Below are 24,946 nucleotides of genomic sequence, written 5' to 3'. Positions count from 1 at the left end.
TCTATTAACCCTTAACTGCACCAGCAGTAAGACCTGAAACAATGTATTTTTGGACGAATATATACAATAAAATAACGGGTAACGAGACAATCACAATATTGGCAAACACCAAATTCCAGTCACTGGAATGTTGACCAAAGAAGAAATAAATGGTCATGCTTAACGTAAAGCGACTTGCCGTATTCAGAAAATAAAATGGCGTTTGAAAATCATTCCATATGTTCATGGATGAAAGGACGACAACAGATGCATTGACTGGCATTAATAACGGAAAGAGAATTTTGAAAAATAATTTAAACCTTCCTACTCCATCGATAATAGCCGCTTCGTCAAGTTCTTTAGGCACACCTCGAAGAAAGGAAATATACAAATAAGTCATGAAGGGGAAATTGGTTGCTACATAAAGTAAAACAATCCCCGTGAGCGTACGAATGAGATGCAGCGATTGCATTAAATAATAGGTCGTAATAATAGAGCCAGGAAGAATCATTCCCGCTATTAGAATGTGCTGCAACAGTCTCATAAGACGGCTGTCTCTGCGTTCAATAACAAAAGCGGCAACTGCACAAACGATAATAATAAGGACAACAGACACAACGGTTATGAACAGCGTAATCCAGAACGCTTGTGGAATACGTGCAATTCTAAATACCTCTATATAATTATTGAAACCTGACCAATCTTTAGGAAGTGTCAACTTTAGGTCCGCTGCATCGCTTTGATTCTTAAGAGAGTTCACAATAACCATGTATAAGGGAATTGCTACAATTCCGCTTAGAATCAAGGAAATCAGCTCTAGTACTCTTTTTTTCCATTTGCGCATCTGATCACCCTTCTACCTTCCGGTTCAGCACTTTGTTGACCAGCAGCACAATCACCAGGACAATCAGGAACAACATGACGTTTGCTGCCGTAGCCTCCCCATTTCTACCTGCAGCAAAATTCTTAAATACGATTGTGTTAATGACCTGAGATGAATTTCCTGGTCCTCCTCCTGTCAAGGCATATACGATATCAAATACCTTCAAGCCGCCGATTACACTGAGAATCACGTTTGTATTGACGATTGGCATGATCAAGGGAATCGTAATATGTCTGAACATTTGCCAGGAATTAACGCCCTCAACCATGGCCGACTCCTTCAATTCCTGAGGGATGGTTTGTAGTGCCGCTAGGAATAGAATCATCGATAGACCCGTCCACTTCCATATTTCAACAAAACTCACAGAAAAGATAACTATTTGCGGATCAGTCAACCATGATTGCGCAAGCATATCCAAATGAAGCGTTTCGAGAAACACATTTAAAAGCCCCCTGCTTGGATGCAGCAAAGCACTGAATACAAGGGAAACTGCCAATGTGCTTAGAAGAACTGGGAAAAATAACATCGACCGAAAAAAGAGTGTTGTCCTTAACTTAGCGTTAGCCAGCAACGCAAGCAGCAAGCCTAAAACAATCTTAAAAACGGTCGTAATAATGGCGAAGATAAAGGTATTCTTGAACGCGATAACCTGATCATCCTCCTGGAACAAGGATTTGAAATTGTCGAATCCAACAAAACGAGTATATTTGAAACTTTCGTCCATATTCGTAAAGGCATATAGAAATCCTGTTAGATTCGGATAAATGAAGAAAACACTAAAAATCAACAAGCCAGGCAACAGTAACCAGTAGCTATAATACATTTTTTTTATCATTCGGCACCTCTATATAAAAGGAAGGGAGTAAGAACTCCCCCCTTTTTCTAATGTCTTTACTTGAAGTTCGAATCATCCTTGGCTTTTGCTGCTTTTTCATAATCCTTTTGTTGTGCTTCTAGCACTTGTTCAGGTGTTTTTCCGCCAATAATGATATCCTGCAAATAAGCTGGGAAAGCCGCGTTGATGTCGTATTTCATACTAAACCCGTCGCCACTCGCTCTACAGGCATCCAAAAAGGCTTTAGCTTCAAGCTCTGCTGGGGTTAGTGATGTCACCGTTACTCCCTTAATTGCTGGAATACCGCCATCTTTGCCGAAGAAAATATTTTGCGCTTCAAGGGATTCGAAGAAGTTAACAAACTTCTGTGCAGCTTCTTCATTTTTACCTTTGACCACAAAGACAGCATTTGGTGCAAAAATATAGCTTTTGTCGGCATCAGCGCCCTGATAAGGCATAATGAACGCGCCGATGTCTGCTGTCTGATCCGGAAATTTACTGGCAATATCGGTCATCACCCAAGTCGCCATAATGTACATGCCTGCTTCGCCCGTTGCCAAAGCCTTCTGTGCATTATCGTAAGTATCAGAAAGCACGTCCTTGTTTGTCAGCCCTTTAGACGTCACATCTTTAAGGAACTGCAGCCCTGTATTACGAGCTGTCCAATCTGTGAATTTTGCTTGATTAACATCGATTTTAGCGAGAATCTCAGCCGTTGAAGGTGTGGCTTGTGCATGCTGCACGGGTAATTGCAATGTCCATGCATCTTTACCCGAGAGGTATACCGGAATTTTCCCGCCTTTCTTGAGCGCCTCGCTAACGCTCCAGAATTCATCCATCGTCGTGGGTACTTGAAGCCCTAGGCTTTCGAATACCTTTTTGTTATACAGAACAACACTTGTATTAGAACCGCCATATGGAGCTCCATAATATTTACCGTCTTCAAGAGCTGTCATAATGCCCTTCCAGGATTCCTTGTCAAAGTTAGTTATCCACGGCTGATCCTCTTGGCTTACGAATGTATCGGACATTTTACCGAAGCCTTGAGTATCCCCTAGCCCAGCGTAATAGAATAGCAGATCCGGCTTGTCGCCAGTAGCAAAGCGGGCTTTTACTAGATTGACCCCATCCATGCCCTCTGGGATTTTCTCTATTTCTAATTCAATGCCTGTTTTCTCGGCTGCTGCGATTAGGACTTCATCCATACCGCTTTTAAACCAGCTCGCATGTCCAATCCCTTTGATCTTGATTTTCTCCAAAGGTGCACTTGGGCTTTCTTCAGGTGTAGATGGACTAGCACTTGGTGAACTCCCATTGTTTGTGGAACTGCTTGAACCCTCATTATTCCCACTGCCACATGCTGTAACGACCACCATCAACAAAGCTAATATCGCTGCAGCAAAAACTTTTCCAAAATGTTTTTTTCTCAAACTTTTCCCCTCTTTTCGAATCAATATTGGTTGAGACGTTCTCAGTGTACCGTCTGAATCCATCAAACAAAATAGATATTCTTATTCATCGCAGGTGGATAATCTTATCCACCTCTCGATATCGTCAGTCTAATCATCATAGTGAACCTTGACTCTGTTTCAATTGATATAGGTTCATGTTACAGCATTAAAAAATGATAGGCTTCAAAGATGCCTATCAGAATAAATTTGATCATATAAGCACGCAGCTCTACCTGAATCATGATACTGTCGGCAATACCGATACGGTCTTGGCTTCAGGACCTATATTAAATAACTAACATCCTCAAAATTCACCAATAAAAATATTATGAAACAACAATTTCCCCTCTTAAGAATGATAGCTAAAGGGGGGAAATATATTTGTCTAAACGGAAAGGTTAATGCCCTAGTGTTCTAATGCGTTTTTTATAATCTTTTTCATTTGTCAGCAAGCCCTATTTAAATGACAACCGAGTTCCATTGGCAAAACACCCGCCAGCCACACTTGGTTCACCGCGAATGAAACGAATAACATCCGGATGAAACGAGATATTCTATGGAACTTTCTGTCGCTAAGACGAGCGTGACTCCCGATGCATCGCCAGCTAATACTCCGCTTTCTGTAACCATTTGCTGCGGGAAGGTCGGAATAATAACTGTAGCCGATGTGTTGGCCGGCACCTCAACCTTTAATTTCAGTTCGTCCTCATTCTTGCTCCATTCACAAGAAATAGTTCCTCGAACTGAGTGGTAAGCAGCCTCCACCCAGTCGATTGAGCCGGCGATCTTCGGCTCAATTCGGACCCGCTTATACGAGGGTGCGTATTCATCCGGACGAATGCCGCCGAAGCTTTGAAGCATCCACTCGGCAATGGAGCCGAAACCGGAATGAACAAAGCCGTTCATCGCGCTGGGGTTAAAGCCTAATCCGGCAACATAGGAGTCGAGGCGCTCCCAAACCGCGGTGGCTCCGTGATCAATCATATGGCCAAAAGACGGTGACTCCGACCGCATGGCCATATGGAAAGCCAGCTCATGCTGCCCATTGTCAGAAAGGGCATTTAACAGAGTATTCGTAGTCGATGTACCCGTTGTGAAGAAGCCGTCATACTGCTCAATCGCCTCCAGCATCCTTTTCAGGACAACGGCTGCTTCAAGAGGCTTCACTAGTCCATAGCCAAGCAGCAAACCGTAAAGGGTTTGAGCAGCCACAGCTGGTTCCTGCGAGGCGACTATCGTACCAACAAATTCCTGAGACAGCTTCGCTGCAAACTGCTCAAGCTTATCAGCAACATCTAAGTCACCGACAACGCGTGCGATTTTCTGCACCAGTTGACTGATCTGCAGAAACGCCAGCATTTCATAATGATATTTGTCCATGCAGGGAGGTCCGGTATCTTTCCATAAGGTCGCTCCCGGCCGGACCGTCATGTGGGATGCCAAGTGATCATTCCAGCAATACTCAAAGGGCTCCAGCCCGCATTCCTGCCGGTTTTGCAGCAACATACAATAAGCAAGCAGTAAGGGATACGTCTCCTCCAACAATCGTTTGTTGCCGTAATTCAAATATGAAGACCATGCCGTGGTAACAGCTGCATCGGACCAGCCGGCCGAAGGAGAGATTAATCTCATCCGTGGCGCCGTGCTGTAGAAATACCCGTCATCGCTCTGCTCATCGGCCATATCGGTGATTCTGCGCGAAAAGTGGGAGGACATATCCAGCATATAAGGGAGTGATTGGGAATGGGTGGTGAAGCAATCGCCCAGCCAAGGCCAGCGCTCGTCCCGATCCACGACATCAACAAGCACACTTTTCATACAGGCTTGATAAGTCGATCGTATGTTGGACCAGAGTTGATTCAAACGTCTGTCCGAGGTTTGCAGATTGGATGCCACCGCATAATCATCCGCAATCATAATAGCGGTTATATCGACCAGTTGGTCCCGTGCATTCAAGCCCGTTACCTCGATATAACGAAACCCCTGAAAGGTAAATGAGGCTTCAAACGTCTGCACTCCTTGGCCATTCAAAATATAAACATCACCATTATTATATGCACCCCAGAGACTGTCTGTATAAAGTGAATCGTCATCCTTCAATTCCGGGATATAGCGCAGCTTTATCCGGGAACCTGCCGGACCTTGCAAGGTGACCCGGCAAATGCCGCCGACGGTTTTGCCGAAGTCACCTAGCCAGACGTTGAAGCCAATCTCCTTGACGGACTCGGAAGGGATTTCCGATAAACGGCGGATCGGCTGCACGGTTTGCGGTGATTTCTCCAAAGCCCATGAAACAGGCGATACTTCAACCAGCTTCCAAGCGGATGCACCTGAGAAAGCGGGCTCAGCCCAGCCCGGCATCTCTTGCCGGGAATCATAATGGATTCCATCATACATGCTAGTTTTGCGATAGGGGCCGTCCATGGTATATGTCCAGTCGGAGCAGGTGCCTATCGTCACTTGCGAACCATCCGTATATTCGATCTCCAATTGCGAAATTATTCGCGGAATCGCATCCCCGTATCTCCCTTCGGCAAAGTTCTTGTACTGATCGTACCCGTCGAGGCGAAAGCGTGAGCGGTACCAGCCATCAGCCAATATTGCGCCGATGGCATTAGCGCCTTGATTTAATAATGCGGTTACCTCGAATGCCTGCACTGCGGCCCGTTTGTTGTACTGGGTAAAACCCGGTGCCAGGCAGTGGTCACCGACACGTGAACCATTCAAATAGAGCTCATAAAGCCCAAGGGCCGTGACATAAACCATAGCCCGTTTAATCGGCTGGCCGATCATAAATTCATTTCTAAAAAACGGAGATGGGCGCAGATTACGGCGACTGCCGGGATCATATGCCGTCTGCCCATCTGTCAGAAAGACCGTTCCGAATCCTTCCTCCACATTCTCATAGGAATCCAGCGCACTCACTTTACAGCCTAGAGCTATATTAATGCCATTACTCAGCACCTCTAATTCGGCCAGCTTCAAACAGTAGGTCGGGCCTGCGAATGCAGCTTCCGTTTGCTTGAGTGAAGTCAATCGGATATAACGTCCACTAGTTTCAGCAAAAGCAGAGGATACACACGATTCAAATGCGACATCCACTTCAGAATAGTCCACTGCCAGAGTACAGTCCAGCATATCCACATTTTCTGAAACTTCGACTTTGAAACGTACAGGAAAACCATCGGACGGAGGTATTTCACCACCCTCCGGGCGTAACCCCCGCCTTCCGGCTGCAGCAAACATTCGAATGCCATCGATCTTGCGTGATTGGCCAAGATCAATTTGCACCCATTTCTGCTCCAAAGGATTTGGTGTTTCCAAAGACATATAACCGAGACAAACCGGTGAATCCTCGATAAACTCTAAAGCAGTAATCCATTCAGCTTTCCAATCTTCACTCTGCAAGAGCCCTATGGAAAATTCGGCAGTCTCATCGGCTTCACTTTTTTCTGCCATACCGCCAGCCGCAACCGTCCATATATATACTGTCCAGAAACAGCCGTCTCCTGAAGACAGCACTGACCCACCATATTCGATATGGAGCGTGTCATCGGAGTCAATTTTCCCAGAATCCCAGAGGTCAGCCAAGTCCGGCCTTAATTTAGCCGGTTCGGAGGCAACCAGGATTTGATAAGCGGCTTGTTTAACGTTTCTTCTTTCATCTACGATTTCCCAAGAAAATCTAGGTTTGGGAGTGCTGATCCCGAGTGGATTGATCAAATATTCACAGCGCAAATAAGTGGCTTTACTGGGCATAGGAATCTCCTTCATGGTTAGCTTGCAAACACAGTACAACTCGATCGCTCAAAGCGAAACCGTGCATCTTGTCTTCAAGGCCTACCTTCATATCAAAAGATAGGTTTATAACGGTCTCAGTTTAAGCCCTGTATCCCTCAAACAAAATAGACATTCTTATTCATTGCAGGTGGATAATCTTATCTACATCACGCAATCGTCAGTCTAGCTCCATAGTTAACCCTGATTCTATTTCAATTAAAATAGGTTCATGTTACAGTATTAAAAAAATAATCGAATTCGAAGATGATAGGTGGATGCTCATGTTCTCCTCCAGCAGCTTGCGCGCGAAACTATTCCTAACCTACATGCTTATTATTCTGGTCTGTACGCTTGGCGTTTCCATTCCCTCTTATTTTTACATTAAAGAAAATATCGAAAGCAGTACCCTGTCGAACCTAGAGCAGTCGGTTCAAGGGGTGTCCGATCAATTAAATGCCTATCAGAACGAGTTTGATAATATCAGCACGCAGCTCTATCTGAATTATGATGCTGCCGGCAATACGATGATTCATTATCTTAATGTTCTCAATACTTCTGCCGATTCAATCGAAAGACTAAAAGCAACGCAATCCCTTGATAAATTCATCCAAATTAACAGTTCCATTTATCAAGATCTCTATCGCATTACTCTCTATGCTAATAGCGGTCTTCTCTTCTCAAGCAAGCCCATCGTTAATAATATCTATGAATCGGAAGCGTCACAAACTTGGATTTCCTTAATCGCTCCACTTCGCGGCAATACGTTTTATCGATATTCTACTCATGACGAATGGACGAATGAACAGCAGCCTTCCGTTTTTTCCTTCATCCGTGCCATCGACCCTAACGACCAGCAATCGGGATATATTGAAGTACAGATCAAAGCCGCCGATATCCTGGCATCCGTTGATTCACTCAATCGGGAAGGAAGCCAACTCCGATTATTAGACGACAAAGGCAATGCTTTTTACACCATGAAGGCAAACGAAGAACTAAAAATAGCCAGTAATAACAGAGACTTCTATACCTTTACGAAAACTACCAGCAAGAAATATATCGTTGCCGAGCTAACCGTCACTAAGGACCTGGTGCTCGCCCCTATTCGATTACTTCGAAACATCTTTATCGCATCTCTTGCGGTGTTTCTTATATTTTCGGTATTCTTCTTATCTTTTTTAGCCAAAATTTTGATCAATCCCTTAATTAAGCTTAAAAGCAGCATAGATCGGATCGACTTGGTAGATAAACCCCTCGGCATTGAAAATAAATATAAAATGAACGAGGTTGATCAGATTAACCGGGCCTTCCGAATTATGAATGATCGGCTGCAACACTCATTACAGCAAATTATTCAATTTCGCACCCTGCAGTTGCAATCCCATTTCGATACGCTGCAATCACAGATCAATCCCCACTTTTTATTTAATATGCTAGGAGTAATCCAAGCCTTGTCCGATAAAGGGGATACAGAAAAGATCAATAAAATCACTTCTAATCTAGCGGATTTCTTAAGATATTCCTCTGCTACCAGTTCACCTGTCACTTCCTTAAAACAAGAAATAGAGCTCACGAGGAAATATCTAGAGCTCATGAAATCTCGTTATTTATACCGCTTGGAGTACAGCTTTGATTTGGATCAACAAATGAATGATTTGATCGTACCTAAGCTAACCCTTCAGCCATTAGTGGAAAACAGCCTTCAACATGGCTTTAGAGACGCCCATCCCCTAAATATCCGTATTTCCGGTAAGATTGTTGGAGATCGGTGGGAGTTGACCGTGCAGGATGACGGCATTGGATTTTCAGAGACCGTATTGCCAACGATACGCGATAAGGTAGAATCCTATTTACAACAACTCGACACCATCGCGCAAGGTGATCGATTGGGATTCGGAGGGATGGGATTATGCAGTACCCTGGCGAGGATGCAGTTGATCTTGAAAAACCAGCTTCATTATACGGTCGGCAACAATGTGAATAGGGGAGCTTACATCACGATGTCCAGCAATATTAAATTTCTCTAGGAGGCATACACATAATGAAGATTATGCTTGTCGATGACGAACCCGTTTTTCTGGAGCAGTTAAAAGAACTGATTATTCGGATAGCCTCCGAAGAAGGGAACTATTCGTTTGAAATTATCGCGGAATGTTATAGCGGCCAGATGGCCCTTGATCAAATCCCTTTCTTAATTCCCGATGTCATTATTACGGATATTAAGATGTCAGCGATGGACGGCATCGAATTGGCTCATAAAGTTCAGCAGCGTTGGCCTAGCACCGCAGTCATCATTATTAGCGGCTTCTCCACCTTTGATTATGCCAGAGATGCGTTACGAGCTAACGTAGAAGAATATTTGTTAAAACCTATCGAAGCCGATGCCGTAAAAAGCGTTCTTTTACGGATTCAAGAAAGACTCGCGAACAAAACCTATTCTCGGAGTAAAGAAATTTTACAATTGATTCTTGAATCGAAGCGAAACCCCTCTTTGCCTGAGCTTATTCAAGAGCGATTATTTCCGTACACCAATTATGGGTTGCTGATCATTCCGGATCATGACTTCTCAATCGATAATGATTTGCTGCTTCCCCAGTCTTTAAGCGCAGAAAAAAACTACTATAGCAAAGCCAAAAGCTGCCTTGAGGAACAGGAAGAGCTTTGGGTTTTGCGGACAAAGAGTAGGCGGGAGCTTGCGATCCTGATTGGTTTTCATACAGATTCAGATTTAAAGCTGCACAAGCTCCTTCAGTTTTCACAGCATCATTTTATGACCAAAGGCCTTAGTCCGTCCATTGCTTACAGTGATAACTTGAGTCATTTGGCAGATATCCCTATCGTTCAGCAAAAACTGATGGATACGCTATACAAGAACTTGGTCATTGGCGAACCGAAGCTCATATCCTTAGCTGACTTCCCAGAGCCTGTTCATAATGATTTTCTATTAAAAGCCGACGAAGTCGAGCAGCTCTCCCTCTATCTGAATAAAAGCGACTGGAACCAAATTAAAAGGCTCATTTATCATCTCTTTCGAAACTGGGGCAACAAGCATACCCCCCTCTTGTATTTGGAAAAAAACGTAAAGGGCATCGTTCGATTATTGGAACAGCAATTGCCTCCAATCGACATTGTAACAAGTAAAACCTTGGAAATCCGAATAGAGGAAATATGTTTTGTCTCCTCTTCGTTCTCGGAAACGGCCGATTCCTTCTGGGATTTAATCATTCACGTGTTCCAGCCTCAGGTTCAGGAATCCGATTCAGGCGCCCTGCTCTTCCAACAGATTGAAAGTTACATCTCCTCTCATCTGAAGGAAGCGCTCACATTAGGTGATTTAATGAAACGATTTCATATTTCCAGCTCCTATTTATGTAACTTATTCCGTAATAATAGCGGCAAATCGTTCGTCGAGTATATTACTGCGCTGCGCGTGGAGAAAGCAAAATCACTCATGCTTAACTACCCCTCCATGCTGCTGAAAGATATTGCGGAAATCGTAGGCTATCAGGACCATCATTATTTCAGCCGCGTCTTTAAAACAGTCGTTGGAACCACGCCTAAAGAATACAAAAACATCTCTAACTGATACTTGGGAAACGGATGACAAAAGATAAGAACCTTGATAGGCCAACTAGCTGGCCATCAAGGTTCTTATTATAGGCTATAGCAGATCTGCAGCAAGTTGAGCCAGCTTAGAGCGCTCACCCTTCTCGAGCGTCATATGACCGCTGGTTCCTTCGTTCTTGAAGCGTTCTACAATATGAGTCAAGCCATTGCTGATGGAATCGAGGTACGGATGGTCAATTTGTTCCGGATCCCCCATGAGTACAATCTTGCTGCCCTCACCGACCCTGGAAACGATTGTTTTCACTTCATGCTTCGTTAAATTCTGCGCTTCATCGATGATGATGAACTGCCCCGGAATAGAGCGGCCGCGAATATAAGTGAGCGCTTCGACTTGAATGCTGCCCATCCCCATTAATATTTTATCAATATCGCCCGATTTCTTCGTATCGAATAAATATTCGAGATTATCATAAATCGGCTGCATCCAAGGACGCAGCTTCTCTTCCTTCTCGCCTGGCAAATACCCGATATCCTTACCCATTGGCACAACAGGCCTTGCGATGAGCAGCTTCTTATACTTATGCTCATCCTCCGTCTTCAGGAGGCCTGCTGCAAGCGCGAGGAGCGTCTTGCCGGTCCCCGCCTTACCGGATAGCGTAACGAGCGGGATATCGTCATTCAGGAGCAGCTCCAACGCCATGCGCTGCTGCGCATTCCGAGCGGTAATGCCCCACACCGGATCATTGCTTAAATATAGCGGCTCCAGTCTTGCTCCGTCCTGGCTTACTTTCAGAAGCGCGGATTTGGAGGTTCCCATCTCATCACGCAAAATGACAAATTCATTCGGATTCAAACGAATGCTCAAATGCATATTATTCACCGTAAGAAAACGGTACGTGTAAAATTCATCGATCACTGCCGGATGAACGTAAAGCGTCATATATCCGGTATAAAATTCGGAGGATACCACCACGCGGTCCGATAAATAGTCCTGTGCCTGCAGGCCGAGCACATCCGCTTTAATACGGACAAGCACATCTTTGCTGACTAAGACAATGCTTTGTTTCTCTGGCTCATTCTCCTGTTCGATGTGGTAATTCAGCGCTACCGCCAAAATCCGATTGTCGTTGGACATCTCACCAAACATTTCTTGTACGCGCATGAAGCTTCGGTGGTTCAATTCTACCTTGAGCACGCCGCCGCTTGGAAGCTCAATTCCTTCATGCAAATGGCCTTTCTCTCTCATTTTATCAAGCAGACGCGAAATCGAGCGTGCATTGCGTCCTAATTCATCGGCCAACCTCTTCTTAGAATCAATTTCCTCCAACACGACCGCGGGAATTATGACCTCATTATCATCGAAAGCGAAAATCGCTTGCGGATCATGAAGCAGCACATTTGTATCGAGCACGAATATTTTTTTCATGAGAACCCTCCCGGCGTTGGATATTCATTAGAGGCCATACATAGCAAAGCGCAGCTGCGGGTAAACTATGGCGACAAGTTACTATATGATTTTCAACGTAAAAAAAGAGGTGGCAAACATGTTCAAATGGCTAATTTCTATGATCATTATCGCGATTGTAGCGACAGGCTGCAGCAGCGTCGCACGTAATGAGACATCACCCTCTCCTCAAAATAATGGCCGTGTGCGGACTCAGCAGACCGAACCGAGGAAAAAAGAGATCAAAGATTCGAAGCAGGTTGCGGCACATCTGGAGCAGTTGGCCAAAGGAATTGACGGCGTCACGAACGCGCATTGTGTCGTGTTCGGAAATACTGCGATTGTTGGCATCGATGTAGATGCCAAGATGGAACGCTCCAGAGTCGGAACCATTAAATATTCCGTGGCTGAAGCCTTCCGCAAGGACCCTTACGGCGTAGATGCTCTTGTCACCGCGGATCTCGATCTATCCGAGCGTATCAATGAAATTGGAGCCGATATCAGACGCGGCAGGCCGATTGCCGGTTTCGCTGAAGAAATGGCTGATATCATCGGAAGAATCATTCCACAGATGCCGCGAGACGTCTTGCCGCAAGAGCCGGAGAAACAAGAAGCTCCAAAAATGAATAAGAAATTGTAAAGGCTCCCCGAAGACACAAAAAGCCTAGTGAGCTATTCACTAGGCTTTCTTCATGGCAGCATAAACCTGTACATCCAAGTTGTCCGCAGCAAGGTTCTTATTCGTTTGGTCAATCTCATAGACAGAGGACAAGCATACGCCGTTTGCAACATCCACGTGACTTGGCACGCCAGAGGATAGTTGTTCAGATACCCTATTCATCTCGTACAGTAGAACGGAAGTTTGCACAGGCAGATCTTCGATCGGTTGCTTGGACTTTGCGAATACGGCTTGGGTCATTCGCATGACCTCCTTCTGTACAAATATCAGAAACGGCCTCTGTAAGCTTATTATATCCAAATCCTTATCGGCAGTCTACGGCTATTCAGCCATTTTTGCCTGAAGGGCAGCCCGAGCTTCGTTCAGATTCTGCTCGCTCAAATAAACATAAGGACTTTTCCAAGTTCCCTCGAGCGGAATGAACGTAACGTCCTCACGGCTGATGCCGAGGTAGGTAGACATCATGTTTTTAATTTCATTGGAAGGCATATCCATTGTTAGGTTATTCCCAACCGCCTCGATTACAGAACCTAATTTCGTAATGCCGTCCAAAGACTTCATTTTGTCCGTTAGCGCTCCGATCACTTGGCTTTGCCTTTTGTTGCGGTCAAAGTCGCTGGACATGTTTTTGCCGTTATTCGATTTGCGGTAACGGACAAAATCAAGCGCCTTCTCCCCACTCAAGCGTTGAAAGCCAGGTTGCAAATCAATATTTGTGCCATCCGCCGAATCCTTGTACTTCATGCGCATATCGACATCGACCTCCACCCCGCCCAGTGCATCCACGACATCGGCAAAGCCTTGGAAGTTAATGACGGCGGTATATTTGAGATCAATATCAAACAGCTTGCTCATAACAGTTCGCACTTCTTGCTTCGCATCTGCGTAAGCTGCTTCTTTTTTCATTTTTTTCGTATTTAATGCATTCATGTAGAAGTCCGCATAGAAGGCATTTGCTTTCCGTGCACGATAGCCATCGATGTCAATGTTGGAATCGCGGGGAATCGTTACGATCGTCGCTGATTTGCTGTTTGGATTAAATACGGCTACCATCATGACATCCGTATTCAAGCCACCGCCATGGGAGCGGGAATCGATGCCCATGAGCAGCATGCCAACCGCTTTTTTCTTCACAGATTCTTCCGGGGGCACAACGACTTCCGTCTCGCCTGGCACAGATATTTGGTCAACCGCTTTATCAGCCTTAAACACCAAATATGCTAAGCCCGCCGCAATAATAAGCAGAATGGCAAATAGCACGACAAAAAACATTTTCAGAACGGAACGTTTTTTCTTAGGCTTCTGTTTCTTAGTTTTCTTTGCCGGCTGACGGGCGGCCGCTCTTGATGGTAATTCTGTTGATCCTTTACTCATATGGGCCACCTTCAAGTTCAATTGTATTTTGGATTGGATTCGATGTCCGTCAGCAGCTGCTCGCCAAGCTCGCGCGGATATAACTGCAGCTTAGAGCGGCCTTCCTTCGTATACTTGACATGGATCATCGTATCGTCGGTCCTGATGATGGAATAGTCGGAGAGGCCATGATCCTCTGACAAAATTTGCTCAAAAAAAGAGAGCGTCTCCTGAGCCGCCTGATCATCTAGACGAGCATTGGATACCACCTTTATTTGCAGCCAGTTAAACAAAGCATCCTCGAATCTCATTTGCCTGATCCAGCATTCTGCTGCGGATCCTTGGCTTCTCTGATGCCCTTCCACTTGTCATAGAGCTGACGCCCCCGAAGCATGAGCATCATCAGAACAGCAACGCCCATACATTGAATAATCGGCAGCTTGTCTACTTGCAAGATCATAAGCACGAAAGAACCGAATGCGATCAACGCGTAAACGAGTATTTCCTTGAATAACGGCAGCTTCTGCTGAGCACGAAACACTTTATTGAATATGTATATCGTAAAGCCCAGAATGATTAAGTAAGAAACGAGCTTATGGTCGCTTAGCCACGCCTGCATGCACCTTACCTCCTTCTTAAATTAAACGGCTGTAGCCGCATATTAGTTGCACGGATGCGAATTCATTATGAAATATAAGTGGGATTATAAGTTAAGCAACTTATAATCCCACTTATATTTTAAAGAAAACGTAAGGCCTTGCTCGCGCAAAGCCTTACGTTCGTTGAAGGATGCAATCTTAGACGCTGGCTTGAGCGTTTTTGCGGTTTTTGTCAGCACGCTCACGTTCGCTTTTGTTCAAAATCTTTTTGCGCAAACGAATTGATTTTGGTGTAATTTCGCAGTACTCATCATCATTCAGGTACTCAAGCGCTTGCTCAAGCGAGAATAGGCGAGGGCTTTTCAGCGTAACGGTATCGTCTTTACCAGCAGAACGAATGTTGTTCAGCTGTTTCACTTTACAGATATTAACGATGATGTCGTTTTCGCGCGTATGCTCGCCAACGATCATGCCTTCGTAAATTTCTGTACCTGGCTCCAGGAACTGAATACCGCGATCCTCTACGCCCATCATGCCGTAGAATGTCGATGTGCCGTTCTCACTAGCTACCAGCACGCCTTGGTGACGTCCGCCAACGCCAGCGCCTGCAAGAGGACCATAGCTGTCGAATGCGTTGTTCATAATGCCGTAACCGCGTGTAAGCGTTAGGAATTGTGTACGGTAGCCGATCAAGCCGCGCGCTGGGATTTTGAACTCCAGACGAACTTGGCCGTTGCCGTGGTTGATCATGTTCAGCATTTCGGCTTTGCGAGTTCCAAGGCTCTCCATAACGGCGCCCATACTCTCTTCAGGAGTATCGATTAGAAGACGCTCGTAAGGCTCTTTCTTCGAACCGTTGATCTCTTTAATGATAACCTCCGGCTTGGATACTTGAAGCTCGAAGCCTTCACGGCGCATATTCTCGATAAGGATACCGAGGTGAAGCTCACCGCGTCCGGAAACGATAAAAGCATCCGGGCTGTCGGTTTCTTCAACGCGAAGCGCGACATCTGTCTCAAGCTCTTTGTACAGACGCTCGCGAAGCTTGCGTGACGTTACCCATTTGCCTTCACGGCCAGCAAACGGACTGTTGTTAACGAGGAATGTCATTTGAAGAGTAGGCTCGTCGATCTTCAGAACCGGCAAAGCTTCAGGCTTCTGTGGATCAGCAATCGTCTCGCCGATATTGATCTCGCGAATACCTGCAATCGCGATGATGTCACCGGCGCCCGCTTCTTCGATCTCCACGCGCTTCAAACCTACGAAGCCGAACAGCTTCTCGATGCGAGCTTGCTTCGTGCCGCCTTCGCGAGTCATAACAGCAACAGTTTGGCCTTGCTTGATGATACCGCGGTTAACGCGGCCAACGGCAATACGGCCAAGATATTCATTATAATCAAGCAGCGTAACGAGGAATTGCAACGGGAGCGTAGTGTCTTCCGTAGGCGATGGGATATTGCTAACGATTGTCTCGTAAAGAGCTTCCATGTTCTCGTCTTGCTTCTCAGGGTCCATGCTTGAAGTACCCATAAGGGCAGAAGCATAAACTACCGGGAATTCAAGCTGCTCGTCATTTGCGCCCAGCTCGATGAACAAGTCAAGAACCTCGTCAACAACCTCTTGCGGCCTAGCGTTTGGACGGTCAATTTTGTTAACGACAACGATTGGGGTTTGGTTCGATTCAAGCGCTTTGCGCAATACGAATTTCGTTTGCGGCATACAGCCCTCAAATGCATCAACAACCAATAGCACGCCGTCAACCATTTTCATAATACGCTCAACCTCGCCGCCGAAGTCAGCATGTCCTGGCGTATCCACGATGTTGATCAAATAATCTTTGTAGTTAATTGCTGTGTTCTTAGCCAAAATCGTGATCCCGCGTTCACGCTCAAGATCGTTGGAGTCCATCGCGCGCTCTTGAACGGCTTCATGGTCTCTGAATGTTCCCGATTGTTGAAGCAGTTTGTCCACCAATGTTGTTTTACCATGGTCAACGTGGGCAATAATGGCGATATTCCGTAAGTTCTCTCTTGCTTGCATAACTTGTAATCCACTCCAATTGTTTTTTATTTAAATCTTTTACCAACGTCTGCGTTTGCTTAGCATTAACCATACACCCGCTGCAATCAATGCTGCAGCAATCGCATAAATTCCCCAGCTCCACAAAAGAACAAGAACAAAAAACACAGCCGATGCGGCAGCTAACGCCATCGATGCCGTGAGTACTACACGCGGTCTGGATGAACCGAACAAATAATATTCGTAGAGGCCTGCTGCCACACCGAAAATAAACAGCGGCCACAAATATTTCAACTTATCCCATCCAAAAAGGTTGCAGACAATAAACAGTACAGCATATACGACGAGCATTCCGCCTGGTACAAGCACGACCGCAGGAACCAATCTGCCAAAATAAAGAACATGCAGCAGAATTCCCGGGATGAGCACCAGCAGCGGCCAGAAAATCGAGCCCAAAAAGCCGAATACACCTAACTTGCCCAACAAAATAACGAGCCCGGCTAACAGCAAAATAATTCCAGCGGAATATTTGTTATTAGGCATACGCGCTTCCGCTCCTTACAACGCCAATCGCATATGATGACGAAAGACGACAGTTTTTATCTATATTAGTTTAAAGGAACTGAGGCAAAAATACCAGTACGTTGCGCGGTTCTGAACAAAAAAAAACCGTTCATGCTTATTTTGCATGAACGGAACGAGGCGAAAGCCTTATAAAACGGGCTTTTTTTTGGCAATGGCCAAAATGATGACCAGTGGAACGCAAAGCAATGGAATCGCTTCCGCGAGCGTTTTGGAGCCATGGAATAGCAAATTATTCATTCCGGGATCATGCATCAGCATCTCGCCAGCAGCGTAAGCGAGCAATGCAGCACCTATATAGGAAAGTGCTGGGAATTTTTGCAGCAGCGTTCCCAGCATTTGGCTTCCCCATATAATCATAGGTATGCTTAGTGCGATCCCTAGCAAAATAAGCACGGGATCTCCATCGGCAACGGCTGCAATAGCGAGTACATTGTCAAGGCTCATGACGAAATCGGCTACCACGATTGTCCAAATCGCCTGCCCGATCGTTGCAGCTTTTTTGATCTTATGCGTTTCCTGCTGCCCGCCTGAATCGGCAAGCAGCTTCACCGCTATATAAAACAGCAGCAAGGCGCCGATTGCCTGCAGGAAAGGCACGTCTAGCAGCCTAATCGCTACCAGCGTCAACAAGCACCTAAGCAGAACGGCTGCCAGCGCTCCCCACCAAACGGCGCGTTTGCGCTGCTCAGGCGGAAGCTGGCCACTGGCCATAGCGATGACGATTGCATTATCGCCGCTCAGCAGCACATTAATTAATACGATCTCGACAAACAGGATTACGCTGTCCAACATCCATCCCTCCTCTTAACAGCTGTATGTACAAGCTCGGGGGATTATGTCCTAAAAAAAAATGAGTGCAACCCCCGTGCTCTTCGCATTGTTTTTGAGCTTCATAAATAAGCTAGTATCAAGCGTTAACGTCAATCCATGCTCCCTATAGGTAAAGGCGCGTTGCGCGGTGAGATATAAGAATCCCGCATAAGTTGAAAAACTTATCCATTCTTATGTTTTTAAGAAAGGATGGCCACCGATTATGGAACTTTTCTCGGTCGAATTTTTTTCCGCCCTGCTTACCATTATTTTTATTGACCTGATTTTGGCCGGAGATAACGCCATTGTCATCGGACTCGCGGCTCGGAACTTGCCCAAAGAACAGCAAAAGAAGGCCGTCATTTGGGGTACAGCGGGAGCTGTAGGCATCCGGGTCATCGCAACCCTTCTTGTCGTTCAATTGCTGAATGTGCCGTGGCTAAACCTTGTGGGAGGCCTTCTTCTCGTCTGGATTGCCTACAAGCTGCTTGTGCAGGAGGATGCGCATGACGGCATCAAATCAGGCAATACGCTCTGGCAGTCGATCCGCACGATCATTATTGCAGACGCGGCGATGGGCATCGATAATGTCATTGCGGTCGCAGGAGCGGCACATGGCGATACACTGCTTGTTGTTCTGGGCCTAATCATTAGCGTTCCGGTTGTCGTATGGGGAAGCACCCTCTTCATTAAGCTGATTAACCGTTATGAATGGATCGTATATGTCGGTTCTGCTGTACTGGCGTATACCGCTGCCAAAATGATTACTCACGAAAAATCATTCCAAGCTTTTTTTGAGAATCCATGGATTTACTGGTTGTTTGTCATTGCCGTCATCCTTCTCACGATCGCTGCTGGCTGGCTAACCAACAATCGGAGGCAAAAGGATAAACCGCAAAAAAGCAGCGAATCCCACTAGGGATCGCTGCTTTTTTCTTATCACAATGCCGCTATTCAAGAAGATCTCCTATTTTAAACCGGCCATTCTCCTCGATCAGCTCCACAAAGACGGGCCGCTCATCAGGCGTGCGGTTTGGCGTATGAATCGTGAGCAGAAGCCTTCCGTCGAACGAGCGGAAGACCATGCCATGCCCTCCGTCATTCTGGTAGAGCGCCTCATCCGCGTGTGTCCAAGGACCCGTTACGAGCCCAGTAGCAGACTGTGCTATGCCAAGCGCGTAGGTGTTATTGATAAAGCTGGCCCAAAGCATATACAGGCTGCCAGATGACGAATGAAACAAATACGGGCCATCGGTTACATAATTAGCCTGATCCGGGTATCTCGGCGAAACATAAGGGGTTGTCCAAGGCGCTTCCGAGGCATGAAATAGGATGACCGGCTCCGACACCGCGCGTGCGAGGTCATCGCTTAGCTTCACGGCACAAACTTCCCCGTCCCCCGTCTGCTGCCACTCATGGCAAAACACCATCCAAGGCTGCTTCTCTTCATCTACAAACAAGCTTCCGTCCAGGGAGCTCCACTTTTCAGGCGTAACCGGCCCGTCGCTATGCGGCGCAAACGGCCCCAGCAAATCATCCGATGCCAGCACAGCCGTTCCAAGCAAGCCGTTATCCCGTCTGCGGAAGGTGGCAAACATATAGAAACGGCCATGATATTCATACACCTCTGGAGCCCAAAAATTCGTATCCGCAAAAAAATCGGAACTGGGCCGAAAGACAGGAAACGGCCCTTCCCATGACGCCAGATCATAGCTCCAATAGGCGTCGAATCCGGTACCTTTCCCCCAAATATTTTTGTCTGTACTGCCGTATAAATAATATTTTTGTTGATCGATGATAGGCAGTACAAACGGATCTCTAATTTGTAAATCCCCGCTTTTCAGCATCATCAGCGCTCCTTCTGCTACTTGTATGTTGGGTTTACGACTCCGATGGTTAATTTTTCGATCAACCTGCCGTCCTCAAATGCCAGCACTTGATTTCCTTTTAGGTGAAAAGGGTATTCCCCATCCTCATAAAATAAAGTTCCTCGCACCTCGCGGACACTCATGCCGATCAGGCTTTTTAATTGTCCATACCGATCTGTAACCGCGCGCACTCCGCTAGGGAAGCGCATATAGCTTTCTCCATCCCGGTATAGCAAGGACTCCTCCTGCAGGTTTAGCAGCTCATAAGTTACGCCGTCAATCATCCGGCTATAGCCGGTCTCCCCTGTTATTTCCTCCCCATGGTCCACATCGTAGGGGACAAGCCCTGTAAACCACAGCAACCCGTCCGGTGTAGGCAATATGCCGCATAAACGCTCTACATAATCAAGCAAGCAGAGGATTGACGGAGAGTAAGCTTCCGTGAAGCCCTCATCTCCCGTCCATGGGCTAACTGCCTGAGCAAATCGGGTCGCCTTCGCAAATGAAGCAAGGATAGGATAAAGCACCCATGTCAGTTCAACGTGGCGGCCATGGTGCTCGAATGCATGCGGCGCGCGAATCAGGCTTAGGAAGTTCGACGCCCCGCCCCAGCTATTGTAGGTTGAGAAGGGATCAAACCTCGGATCGTCCATTGACATGGACGTAAATGGATATTTCGCAAAAAACTTCCGTGTATTCAACAAATAACGTTTCAGCATCGTATCGAAGAAGGCCCGGTCTCCGACCTCGCAAGCCATCACGCGCAGCAGCACGTCCGACTGCACGCGAACGAGCTCATCATTTCGGTCGCGGTCATAGAAGAAATGATCCTCTTCGTCAAAGCAATAACGGTATAAGCTCGCCAAGCTCTCTTCGGCTTTCGTCTGCCACTGCTCGCCCGGCAACCCCAGCTCCTCCGCGATGCGGGCCAAATAAAGACGCTGGCAGTACACGTTCGCAGTCAAATCCGGCGCAAGAAAGGGCAAAATCGGCGAATCGGGATTAAACTGCGTGGCATCGCTGCGATGCGGCGTATCCGGCACATGCCAAAAACGAGGGGAGAGATCATGTCCTGTATCGAACGTGCTGAAAGCCTCGACGCATCCCGTACCCCGCGTATTTCGGTATTGAACAAGCCACTCGTCGTAGCGGACCATCGCATCGTACATCGTTTGAAGAAATGGCCTTCCAGCCGCATTTAGCTTATAGTGATTCCAAACGCTGCGCGCAAGCGGCGTCACCAACTGGATTTGCCGATAGGCTGGGCCATGCTCCGTCACTTTGTAGGGCAGCATGCCATCCTCCCTCTGGTGCACTGCAAACGATTGATACGTGGCTTCTGATACGGACGGCATAAACCGGGACAGCAGCTCCGCATTGATCGTTCCCGTGCTCTCCAACCAGCAGCCAAGATATATCCCGCCTTCATGCAAGATCGGCGCTGCTCCACCCGTCGGAACGATACAATCAAGGAGAGTTCTCACTGCTTGGTAATAGACTTGCTCCAGCTTGCCGGAGCGAGTCGTAAAACGAATGCCGGAGCGTTTCCATTCCTTCAAGCTATTCTGATCAGAAGGCTTCTTAAGCGATCCGACTTTCTCATCTATATCTATCTCCCGAAGCTGCCTTAGCAAGGATTCACTCATCATAATCCCCTCACTTCATTTTATTTTCGCAAACAAGGCTTGCGCTCAAGCGGAAACGGCTGAAGCCATCCTCTGGCGGCTATGCTCACGTTTCGCGTAGACGTATAGAGAAAGTATGAGTAAACTCATATACTTTCCTATAAGTCAAGCGTAATCTCATTTCCTGTATCTTGAAATGAAACAGACTGCCGCGAGGCAGCCTGTTCATTATCCCATTCACACCATGTCCTTTGAGGACTATTGATTGTTCTTAAATATTTTCACCGTACCGTTATAGAAATCACTTACTGCTTGCTCAACCGTTTTGCGCCCAAAACCTACCTCATACATCGTCGTTTCAGCAAGCTTCGAATATTCGGAGAACCCTGGAGGGTTGTAGCTCACCGCGAACGGTTCCGTCTTCGTTGCTTCGGATACGCGGCTGGTATAGTCGTATACGATCTTCTCGACGTCATTCGCATTGCTCTCAAGAAGCGTACGGTTGGCCGATGTTACGGGAACCCCGCGGTCGTTGCCCAATATTTTGGCTACATCGGGATCATTAATAAAGAAGCTTAACAGCGTCGCCACTTCTTTCGGATGTTTGGTTTTCGCATAGCCTGACAAGCCTTGGCTCGATTCGAATACCACTCCCGTACCCTTCTCTCCGCGAGGAACCTGAACCATAATCAGCTCATCCTGCGTCAATCCTTGGGTAGCTGCCAATTGATTGGACGGAATCAGGCTCATGGCTACTTTTCCGGTAACCACCAATGATTTGCTCGTATCGCCTGGAGGGTTGGACACCTGCAGCTCGGAAGGCACCACACCGCCGGATTTGGCTGCAGTATCCCAAAATTGGAACCATTTAAGCGCGTCTGCCTCTTCGAATCCAAGCGTTCCCTTATCCATATCGTACAACTGCTTGCCTTGCTGCTTCAGGCCGATATCCATGCCATCAATGGACATGTTATAAGTGCCGTATATGCCGCTTCCCAGCTTATCGGAAATTTCCTTGCTGATGCGTGCAAAATCTTCCCAGCTCCATCCGTCCGTTGGCACCGGAATGCCAGCTTTCTCGAACATCGTCTTGTTCACGACAACGCCGCGGGCGTTCGCTCCGGCAGAGATATGAAGCAGCTTGCCGCCAATGGTGCCATATTGAATCATCGATTGATCCATATCGCTCAGGTTAAGCTCTTTGTCCACATAAGGAGAAAGATCAAGCAGCACTTCTTTATTCGCGTAATCTACCACATTGCCGCCTAGGAAAAAGACGTCAGGCGCTGTGCCCGATGCGAGCTGTGTATTCAGTTTGTCAAAGTAACCGGTCGAAGGAGCAAATTCTCCGACTACCTTGATTCCTGGATTTTTTTCTTGGAAAATGTTGAGCGCTTCGTTAGTGATATCCGCCCTTTTTTGGTCTCCCCACCACATGATGCGCAGCTCCACTTGGCTTGCTTCGTTTCCGCCAGCGCCATTCTCATTTTTTGCCCCGTTGCTGCTTGTTCCGCTTGAACATGCCGCAGTAAGGACCATCAACATCGCCAGCATCAAAATAAACAATCGTTGTCTCATCTTGATTTCCCCCTAGATTTGATTTAAGTTCCCTTTCCCTTCTGATGCTACCCTTATTTCCTATCATTCGGAATTTCATTCCTTCGGGTATTGGATATCAATTTTTTCGGCTGGCAGTCTGATTATTTCAGGCCGGTCGTTGCGATGCCATCCAGAAAATACCGTTGGAAGATCAGGAAGATGAGCGTAATCGGAACGAGCGACAAAGCCGACATCGCAAGAAGCGCGCCCCAATCCGATTGCCCTGTAGGATCGAATAAGGATCGAATGCCTAGCTGGACCGTAAACAGCTTGATATCGCTCAAGTAGATCATTTGGCTAAAGAAGTCATCCCATGACCAGATAAACGTAAAAATTGCGGCGGATATCAAGGCAGGAACGAGCAGCGGCATAATAATCCGGAAATAAATTTGCCGTTGATTGCAGCCGTCGATCGTAGCGCTCTCATCCAGCTCTCTTGGGATGCCGCGAATAAATTGCACCATCATCAGTATAAAGAAGGAATCATGAGCAAGCCATTTCGGCAGCACGAGCGGAAAATACGTATTGATCCAGTGCAGCTCATTAAAGATGACGTATTGCGGCACTAGCGTAACATGATAAGGCAGCATGATGGTCACGAGCATCAAGGAGAACCAAATCTTCTGAAACTTGAAGTTCAACCGTGCAAAAGCATACGCGGCGAAGGAACAAGTGATGACGTTGCCAAGCACGCTAAGGATCGAGATCAGCCAAGAGTTGGCAAAAAACTTGCTGAAAGCCACGCCTTGAAAGCCGCGCCATCCATTCACGTAATTGTCCAGTGTGAAGGTGCTTGGCCACAAACCCGGTTCCGTAAATATTAGTTCATTCGGCTTAAATGAGCTGCTAATAAGCCAGAGCACCGGATAGAGCATGGCGACGCCAAAAATGATGATAAGCGTATGTTTCGTCAATCCGTTGATTTTTTTGACTTCCATGCTGTCCTACCTCCCTTCCTTGCTGTCGCCGTAAAACACCCAATATTTCGAGGTAACGAAAATAATGGCCGTAAAGGCTCCAATAATCAGCAGCATAATCCAGGCAAGCGCCGAGGCATAACCCATGTCGAAGAAAGAGAAACCTTTCATATACAGGTAAAGGGTATAGAACATCGTCGCGTCGAGCGGTCCGCCCCGTCCGTCGCCGATGACGAATGCGGGCGTGAAGGCTTGAAATGAATTGATAATGCTCATGACAAGATTGAAGAAAATAACCGGTGACAGCATAGGCAATGTAATCTTGAAAAATTGGCGTACTTTATTCGCGCCATCCACTTGCGCTGCTTCGTATAAGTCTGCGGGCACTTGCTTTAAGCCCGCCAGAAAAATGACCATCGCGGATCCGAACTGCCATATGGACAACGAAATAATCGTATATACGATGTAGCTCGGATGGGAGATCCAAGAGGGCCCTTGAATGCCGAACCAACCCAAGAATTGATTAACTAGCCCGCTCCCATCGAAGATTTGGCGCCATACTATCGCGATAGCGACGCTGCCGCCAAGCAGGGACGGAATGTAATAGATCGTTCGATAAATGCCCAGCGCCCGAATTCCTTTGTTCAGCACCATAGCGACCATCAGCGCGAAAGCAAGGCGCAGCGGCACGGAAATGAACACGTATTTGATGGTTAGCCAGAGCGAATTCGAGAAGGTATCGTCTTCTTTGAAAATTTCAATGTAGTTGGCAAAGCCAATCCATTGCGGCGGTGTCAGCAAGTTATACTTGGTGAGCGACAAATAGAGCGAACCAAGCATCGGTCCCAGCGTCAGGCAGAAAAACCCGATCAGCCAAGGAAGCAAAAAAGTATACGCCGTCAAATTGTGCTGATTGGCTAGCGGCTTGCGGCTTTTCCTCATCGCGAATACCCCTC

At 46.7% G+C, this 24,946-nt stretch carries 21 protein-coding genes; 4 read left to right on the top strand and 17 right to left on the bottom strand.

Annotated elements, in window-relative coordinates; all coding sequences use genetic code 11:
- Positions 1 to 4: 4 nt before the first annotated feature.
- The 4 genes from FJQ58_RS26190 to FJQ58_RS26175 form a co-directional block, all read right to left on the bottom strand.
- A complete protein-coding gene (locus FJQ58_RS26190) occupies positions 5 to 823 on the bottom strand; it encodes a carbohydrate ABC transporter permease (RefSeq protein ID WP_139997871.1) in 819 nt (272 codons plus the stop codon).
- 4 nt (positions 824 to 827) lie between these two features.
- Positions 828 to 1,697 carry a carbohydrate ABC transporter permease gene (locus FJQ58_RS26185; RefSeq protein WP_139997869.1) on the bottom strand — a complete coding sequence of 290 codons (870 nt, stop codon included), beginning with the start codon at positions 1,695 to 1,697 and terminating at the stop codon, positions 828 to 830.
- A gap of 56 nt (positions 1,698 to 1,753) precedes the next feature.
- Positions 1,754 to 3,127 (bottom strand): ABC transporter substrate-binding protein, encoded by a 1,374-nt coding sequence (locus FJQ58_RS26180; RefSeq protein WP_162341783.1) that lies wholly within the window; start codon positions 3,125 to 3,127, stop codon positions 1,754 to 1,756.
- Positions 3,128 to 3,658: 531 nt separating this feature from the next.
- Complete coding sequence (locus tag FJQ58_RS26175) at positions 3,659 to 6,907, bottom strand: family 78 glycoside hydrolase catalytic domain (protein ID WP_162341781.1); 3,249 nt, start codon at positions 6,905 to 6,907, stop codon at positions 3,659 to 3,661.
- 302 nt (positions 6,908 to 7,209) lie between these two features.
- On the opposite strand from FJQ58_RS26175, the gene FJQ58_RS26170 reads away from it, so the two are divergent.
- Both FJQ58_RS26170 and FJQ58_RS26165 read left to right on the top strand, forming a co-directional pair.
- On the top strand, positions 7,210 to 8,952 hold the full coding sequence (locus FJQ58_RS26170) for a sensor histidine kinase (RefSeq protein WP_162341779.1): 1,743 nt from the start codon (positions 7,210 to 7,212) through the stop codon (positions 8,950 to 8,952).
- A 14-nt stretch (positions 8,953 to 8,966) separates the two neighbouring features.
- Positions 8,967 to 10,511, top strand: a complete 1,545-nt coding sequence (locus tag FJQ58_RS26165) for a response regulator (RefSeq protein WP_139997861.1) — start codon at positions 8,967 to 8,969, stop codon at positions 10,509 to 10,511.
- A gap of 75 nt (positions 10,512 to 10,586) precedes the next feature.
- Here the strand turns inward: FJQ58_RS26165 and FJQ58_RS26160 are convergent, their stop codons facing one another.
- On the bottom strand, positions 10,587 to 11,918 hold the full coding sequence (locus tag FJQ58_RS26160; RefSeq protein WP_139997859.1) for a PhoH family protein: 1,332 nt from the start codon (positions 11,916 to 11,918) through the stop codon (positions 10,587 to 10,589).
- Between the two features lie 118 nt (positions 11,919 to 12,036).
- On the opposite strand from FJQ58_RS26160, the gene FJQ58_RS26155 reads away from it, so the two are divergent.
- Positions 12,037 to 12,576: a YhcN/YlaJ family sporulation lipoprotein gene (locus tag FJQ58_RS26155; protein ID WP_139997857.1), complete on the top strand. Its 540-nt coding sequence runs from the start codon at positions 12,037 to 12,039 to the stop codon at positions 12,574 to 12,576.
- Between the two features lie 39 nt (positions 12,577 to 12,615).
- Here the strand turns inward: FJQ58_RS26155 and FJQ58_RS26150 are convergent, their stop codons facing one another.
- The 7 genes from FJQ58_RS26150 to FJQ58_RS26120 all read right to left on the bottom strand — a co-directional run bounded on the left by FJQ58_RS26150 (position 12,616) and on the right by FJQ58_RS26120 (position 17,963).
- Complete coding sequence (locus FJQ58_RS26150; RefSeq protein ID WP_139997855.1) at positions 12,616 to 12,855, bottom strand: hypothetical protein; 240 nt, start codon at positions 12,853 to 12,855, stop codon at positions 12,616 to 12,618.
- A gap of 81 nt (positions 12,856 to 12,936) precedes the next feature.
- Positions 12,937 to 13,989: an LCP family protein gene (locus FJQ58_RS26145; protein WP_139997853.1), complete on the bottom strand. Its 1,053-nt coding sequence runs from the start codon at positions 13,987 to 13,989 to the stop codon at positions 12,937 to 12,939.
- A 17-nt stretch (positions 13,990 to 14,006) separates the two neighbouring features.
- The gene (locus FJQ58_RS26140; RefSeq protein ID WP_139997851.1) at positions 14,007 to 14,279 is read right to left on the bottom strand and encodes a hypothetical protein; all 273 of its coding nucleotides are present in this window, start codon (positions 14,277 to 14,279) and stop codon (positions 14,007 to 14,009) included.
- The gene (locus tag FJQ58_RS26135) at positions 14,276 to 14,587 is read right to left on the bottom strand and encodes a YlaH-like family protein (RefSeq protein WP_139997849.1); all 312 of its coding nucleotides are present in this window, start codon (positions 14,585 to 14,587) and stop codon (positions 14,276 to 14,278) included. Before FJQ58_RS26135 ends, FJQ58_RS26140 begins: the two co-directional genes overlap by 4 nt.
- 178 nt (positions 14,588 to 14,765) lie before the next feature.
- The gene (gene typA, locus FJQ58_RS26130) at positions 14,766 to 16,607 is read right to left on the bottom strand and encodes a translational GTPase TypA (protein WP_139997847.1); all 1,842 of its coding nucleotides are present in this window, start codon (positions 16,605 to 16,607) and stop codon (positions 14,766 to 14,768) included.
- A gap of 39 nt (positions 16,608 to 16,646) precedes the next feature.
- Positions 16,647 to 17,129 (bottom strand): hypothetical protein, encoded by a 483-nt coding sequence (locus tag FJQ58_RS26125; RefSeq protein ID WP_139997845.1) that lies wholly within the window; start codon positions 17,127 to 17,129, stop codon positions 16,647 to 16,649.
- Between the two features lie 168 nt (positions 17,130 to 17,297).
- Complete coding sequence (locus tag FJQ58_RS26120; RefSeq protein ID WP_338016167.1) at positions 17,298 to 17,963, bottom strand: TerC family protein; 666 nt, start codon at positions 17,961 to 17,963, stop codon at positions 17,298 to 17,300.
- Between the two features lie 241 nt (positions 17,964 to 18,204).
- Between FJQ58_RS26120 and FJQ58_RS26115 the strand changes: the two genes are divergently transcribed.
- Positions 18,205 to 18,900: a TerC family protein gene (locus FJQ58_RS26115; RefSeq protein WP_139997841.1), complete on the top strand. Its 696-nt coding sequence runs from the start codon at positions 18,205 to 18,207 to the stop codon at positions 18,898 to 18,900.
- A 31-nt stretch (positions 18,901 to 18,931) separates the two neighbouring features.
- Here the strand turns inward: FJQ58_RS26115 and FJQ58_RS26110 are convergent, their stop codons facing one another.
- From FJQ58_RS26110 to FJQ58_RS26090, 5 genes are all read right to left on the bottom strand, one after another.
- Positions 18,932 to 19,828, bottom strand: a complete 897-nt coding sequence (locus FJQ58_RS26110; RefSeq protein WP_202915365.1) for a glycoside hydrolase family 43 protein — start codon at positions 19,826 to 19,828, stop codon at positions 18,932 to 18,934.
- Positions 19,829 to 19,845: 17 nt separating this feature from the next.
- Positions 19,846 to 21,495 carry an MGH1-like glycoside hydrolase domain-containing protein gene (locus FJQ58_RS26105; RefSeq protein ID WP_139997839.1) on the bottom strand — a complete coding sequence of 550 codons (1,650 nt, stop codon included), beginning with the start codon at positions 21,493 to 21,495 and terminating at the stop codon, positions 19,846 to 19,848.
- A gap of 237 nt (positions 21,496 to 21,732) precedes the next feature.
- Complete coding sequence (locus FJQ58_RS26100) at positions 21,733 to 23,052, bottom strand: ABC transporter substrate-binding protein (RefSeq protein WP_139997837.1); 1,320 nt, start codon at positions 23,050 to 23,052, stop codon at positions 21,733 to 21,735.
- Between the two features lie 122 nt (positions 23,053 to 23,174).
- A complete protein-coding gene (locus FJQ58_RS26095) occupies positions 23,175 to 24,011 on the bottom strand; it encodes a carbohydrate ABC transporter permease (protein WP_139997835.1) in 837 nt (278 codons plus the stop codon).
- Between the two features lie 6 nt (positions 24,012 to 24,017).
- Positions 24,018 to 24,932 (bottom strand): carbohydrate ABC transporter permease, encoded by a 915-nt coding sequence (locus FJQ58_RS26090; RefSeq protein WP_139997833.1) that lies wholly within the window; start codon positions 24,930 to 24,932, stop codon positions 24,018 to 24,020.
- Positions 24,933 to 24,946: the final 14 nt, after the last annotated feature.

The organism is Paenibacillus paridis (genome assembly GCF_006345825.1).
GTDB lineage: Bacteria > Bacillota > Bacilli > Paenibacillales > Paenibacillaceae > Pristimantibacillus > Pristimantibacillus paridis.
The sequence above is the reverse complement of the archived record's forward strand: the minus strand, read 5'-3'. Positions and strand labels throughout refer to the sequence as shown.

Coding starts and splice junctions, on each gene's coding strand:
- FJQ58_RS26190 (WP_139997871.1), bottom strand. CDS start 823: ATGCGCAAATGGAAAAAAAGAGTACTAGAGCTGATTTCCTTGATTCTA.
- FJQ58_RS26185 (WP_139997869.1), bottom strand. CDS start 1,697: ATGATAAAAAAAATGTATTATAGCTACTGGTTACTGTTGCCTGGCTTG.
- FJQ58_RS26175 (WP_162341781.1), bottom strand. CDS start 6,907: ATGCCCAGTAAAGCCACTTATTTGCGCTGTGAATATTTGATCAATCCA.
- FJQ58_RS26170 (WP_162341779.1), top strand. CDS start 7,210: ATGTTCTCCTCCAGCAGCTTGCGCGCGAAACTATTCCTAACCTACATG.
- FJQ58_RS26165 (WP_139997861.1), top strand. CDS start 8,967: ATGAAGATTATGCTTGTCGATGACGAACCCGTTTTTCTGGAGCAGTTA.
- FJQ58_RS26160 (WP_139997859.1), bottom strand. CDS start 11,918: ATGAAAAAAATATTCGTGCTCGATACAAATGTGCTGCTTCATGATCCG.
- FJQ58_RS26155 (WP_139997857.1), top strand. CDS start 12,037: ATGTTCAAATGGCTAATTTCTATGATCATTATCGCGATTGTAGCGACA.
- FJQ58_RS26150 (WP_139997855.1), bottom strand. CDS start 12,855: ATGACCCAAGCCGTATTCGCAAAGTCCAAGCAACCGATCGAAGATCTG.
- FJQ58_RS26145 (WP_139997853.1), bottom strand. CDS start 13,989: ATGAGTAAAGGATCAACAGAATTACCATCAAGAGCGGCCGCCCGTCAG.
- FJQ58_RS26140 (WP_139997851.1), bottom strand. CDS start 14,279: ATGAGATTCGAGGATGCTTTGTTTAACTGGCTGCAAATAAAGGTGGTA.
- FJQ58_RS26135 (WP_139997849.1), bottom strand. CDS start 14,587: ATGCAGGCGTGGCTAAGCGACCATAAGCTCGTTTCTTACTTAATCATT.
- typA (WP_139997847.1), bottom strand. CDS start 16,607: ATGCAAGCAAGAGAGAACTTACGGAATATCGCCATTATTGCCCACGTT.
- FJQ58_RS26125 (WP_139997845.1), bottom strand. CDS start 17,129: ATGCCTAATAACAAATATTCCGCTGGAATTATTTTGCTGTTAGCCGGG.
- FJQ58_RS26120 (WP_338016167.1), bottom strand. CDS start 17,963: ATGTTGGACAGCGTAATCCTGTTTGTCGAGATCGTATTAATTAATGTG.
- FJQ58_RS26115 (WP_139997841.1), top strand. CDS start 18,205: ATGGAACTTTTCTCGGTCGAATTTTTTTCCGCCCTGCTTACCATTATT.
- FJQ58_RS26110 (WP_202915365.1), bottom strand. CDS start 19,828: ATGCTGAAAAGCGGGGATTTACAAATTAGAGATCCGTTTGTACTGCCT.
- FJQ58_RS26105 (WP_139997839.1), bottom strand. CDS start 21,495: ATGAGTGAATCCTTGCTAAGGCAGCTTCGGGAGATAGATATAGATGAG.
- FJQ58_RS26100 (WP_139997837.1), bottom strand. CDS start 23,052: ATGAGACAACGATTGTTTATTTTGATGCTGGCGATGTTGATGGTCCTT.
- FJQ58_RS26095 (WP_139997835.1), bottom strand. CDS start 24,011: ATGGAAGTCAAAAAAATCAACGGATTGACGAAACATACGCTTATCATC.
- FJQ58_RS26090 (WP_139997833.1), bottom strand. CDS start 24,932: ATGAGGAAAAGCCGCAAGCCGCTAGCCAATCAGCACAATTTGACGGCG.